At 29.7% G+C, this 3,006-nt stretch carries 4 protein-coding genes; all 4 read right to left on the minus strand.

Features of this window, described 5'->3' with window-relative positions; translation table 11 throughout:
- Positions 1-200: 200 nt before the first annotated feature.
- Positions 201-647, minus strand: coding sequence for a UPF0158 family protein (locus tag ABJ955_RS13400; protein ID WP_347375139.1), 447 nt, complete (start codon positions 645-647; stop codon positions 201-203).
- Between the two features lie 4 nt (positions 648-651).
- Positions 652-993 (minus strand): hypothetical protein, encoded by a 342-nt coding sequence (locus tag ABJ955_RS13405; RefSeq protein ID WP_347375140.1) that lies wholly within the window; start codon positions 991-993, stop codon positions 652-654.
- Between the two features lie 195 nt (positions 994-1,188).
- A complete protein-coding gene (locus ABJ955_RS13410; protein WP_347375141.1) occupies positions 1,189-1,575 on the minus strand; it encodes a hypothetical protein in 387 nt (128 codons plus the stop codon).
- Positions 1,576-1,585: 10 nt separating this feature from the next.
- On the minus strand, positions 1,586-2,182 hold the full coding sequence (locus ABJ955_RS13415) for a hypothetical protein (protein WP_347375142.1): 597 nt from the start codon (positions 2,180-2,182) through the stop codon (positions 1,586-1,588).
- Positions 2,183-3,006 lie beyond the last annotated feature (824 nt).

A 3,006-nucleotide genomic window follows, 5' to 3' on the forward strand; every position in this document is an offset into this window, starting at 1 on the left:
CGATATTGATGTGTTTTTGTTCATTTGATATAAATTTACTCAAATATACCAAAAATTGGTATTAAAGCAAAATTTTTCTCAAATTGCACACAACGTGTTTGTATATGGTTTGTTGCGTGGTTAAGCACCTAATTTAGCAAATAAAAACCAAATAGAAAATCCGCGAGGATTTTCGTAAGTAGGTTAGAACTAGCAATAAATTATATACGGTGTTGTGCGCCGGCTTTTCCACTGTCTAATTGGTTTTCTACTATTTTTTCCAACTCACTTTTCTTAAATTCAAACCAACTTTGTCTAAATTCAGAATGGTCGATTTTATGTTTAAAATTCTGAAATGGCTTTTTATTTGCTAAAATATTTTCTAATTCCGACTTTATATTTTGGTCAGATAACTGCTCAACAAAAAGCTCCATAATTTTAAACGACTCAAAACTTTCTAATGTCTCAAATTTTATAAAATCAGTTTTATGTTTTTCCACTTTTTCTAAACTGTCACTAAAAGCTTCTTTAAATTCATCCTCGTCTAAAAATTGCGTGAAGTTTGGAATTGCAACAATTTCTTCAGTTTTGGAATTAAAATAGCAGTCGAATCCGCAATCTAATTCTTGCGCAATATTTTTAATGATATCGGACTTTGGTTTTATCATAAACCTATTCTTGATTTTTTGTTTTTATTTTCGATTGATATTCGGTTAAACAGCTTTGAAATACTGGCAATAATTTTTTAGTTTGATTTTCAATTGACATTTTCGTAATCTCAATATATTCTGATTGAGTAAATTCAGCTTGAATTTTTTCGGTCGAGCATTTACAGTATTCGTTAGTCAATTCAGGATAATTTTCCGCCATTTCTTTTGAGTCAGAAACACATTTATTAGTTAAGATTTTTGCGCTTTCGGCAGTCCATCTTTGATTTTTATCTTTTATTCCATTATATATTGCGTAACTAGAAATCAAGATTATTAAAACAATAATCCAATGTTTTCCAGACATAAAATTCTTCTTTATCGGTTTTGTCATTTATTGCAGAGTGTTTTTTTAGCTTGCGCACAACGTGTTCGTGTATGATTTGTGCGATGGAAATCCGTAGATTTTCAGTCGATGCAAATCATATAGTTAAATATATTAAATTTTAATTGAAGTAGAAGTAGAGCATGAATTATACACGTTGTTGTGCGTAGGTTTTTTTCAGATTAATGTTCCTTTTATTTTCGGTGTATACTCCGATGGTGTTGGTGCTGTGCTAAAAGCTACTGGTATAGTAAACTTTATTCGATTATGATTTTTTGTTAGGTTTTCATCTGAAATTCCACCACCAACGCTTAATAATCCTGCAACTTTTAATTCTCCTTTTCCACCAGTTCCTTGTTTATCATCAACAGCTACTAGAATATCAAAATCCAAATTTTGAACATATCTCCAGCCATTACTCCGTAACAATTTTTCACCAGTTTTTCCGATTTCTGTTTTCTCGGGATTTACAATAACTCCTTTTTTAGTCAATTCTGTTTGACTTTCAATAATTGCTTCACTTATTGATGAAACAGTATTTTTTATAAAATCTTTTAAATTCATATCATATGATTTATTCACTTTCCGTACTTAATACTTTGGTTCTATCACCATCTAAATAATAAGTCCTAGTTATTTCTTGTTTGGTATTATTCAGCAAAGGATTATTCATAGTAAAATTAGCTTTAAATTTTGATACTAATATTTCGTCTCCTCTTTTCTCATAATCTTTAATCGAGATTAGAACTGGTTCTAGAAATGTTCCTTGACAATCTCCCTCATATAATTTTATGTTTTGCTCATATCTTTCGATTTCTGATTTTGCTTCATTTATATACCTTTCATATAATTCTACAAGACTACTATGATTTGGATTTGTTTCTGCTAATTCTTTTGTATGCTTGTCTAAATTTTCTTTGTTGTAGTTTATTCCGTCTTGAAATTCACTAATTTTATTAGCCTTTTTTTCAGTGAAATATGATTTAAGGATTTCCAAACTATCTTTAGCTGTTATATCTTCAACCTTTTCTAGATTTTTCATTTTGAAGTTTAAATCCATTTTTGCATCGCCCAATGTTTGAGCATAATCTGCAATAAGTTGTTCTTCTTTTGACTTTCCACAAGAAAGCATAAGTGTTGCTCCTAGTAGTAATAATGTAATTTTTTTCATATTTTTATATGTTGGTTATGCTAATTTGACTTTATTTAAATTCAATATTTACAAAGGAATGTTTTTAAAAAATAATATTCTTACGGTTTTCCGCACAGTTTTTTTAACTTACGCACAACGGTTTTGTGTATGAGTTGTTGCGTTTATTAACGCTAAAGTTAATAAAAAGCAATCAACAAGTTCTATCGTTTTAATTTTTCCTATGGAAAAATAAATTAAGCAATAACTTATGACACGTTGTTAGCCAAAGTAGTGCAGCAGAAACCATTAGAAAAGAACAAACGATAGCTATTTCCCAAAGCAACCGAATCAGAATGCTATTCAAATACTTGGCAGAGAAGCTAAAGAATCCTTAAAGATAGCAAATAAGCGATTTCCTAAATAGCATTTAGGTTGCACATAAAATAACTCACGTACACCTTTTTTGGATTTTAGAACGATTCAGAACGCTCTCAATAATTTGGCAGATTAGCGAAAATTGAGTTTAAATTTTAGTAAGGAATTTTGTAATAAAGAATTCTATATTCAATGAAGTAATTATTTTTCTTGAAAGTTATTCCAACAACACAGCAAATAAAGACAAACCATAAAAGCGTTTAGTTCTCCAAAAACGGAAAGAAGCAAAAATCTTGAAATGAAATAGAAAAGTTAATGCTAGTAACTCAAGTTTAAACCAGAGTAACACTGATGATTATGTACTATTTTTGCTAACGGGTTTGTGTATGAAATGTGCGGGATTAATTTCTGTGATTGTTCGTGTTAAACCCGAACAAAACCAAACACACTCCTACCCTTTGGTTAAGCACTAAAATAAGCATTTTTTA

This window comes from Aequorivita sp. Q41 (genome assembly GCF_039831855.1).
Lineage (GTDB): Bacteria > Bacteroidota > Bacteroidia > Flavobacteriales > Flavobacteriaceae > Aequorivita.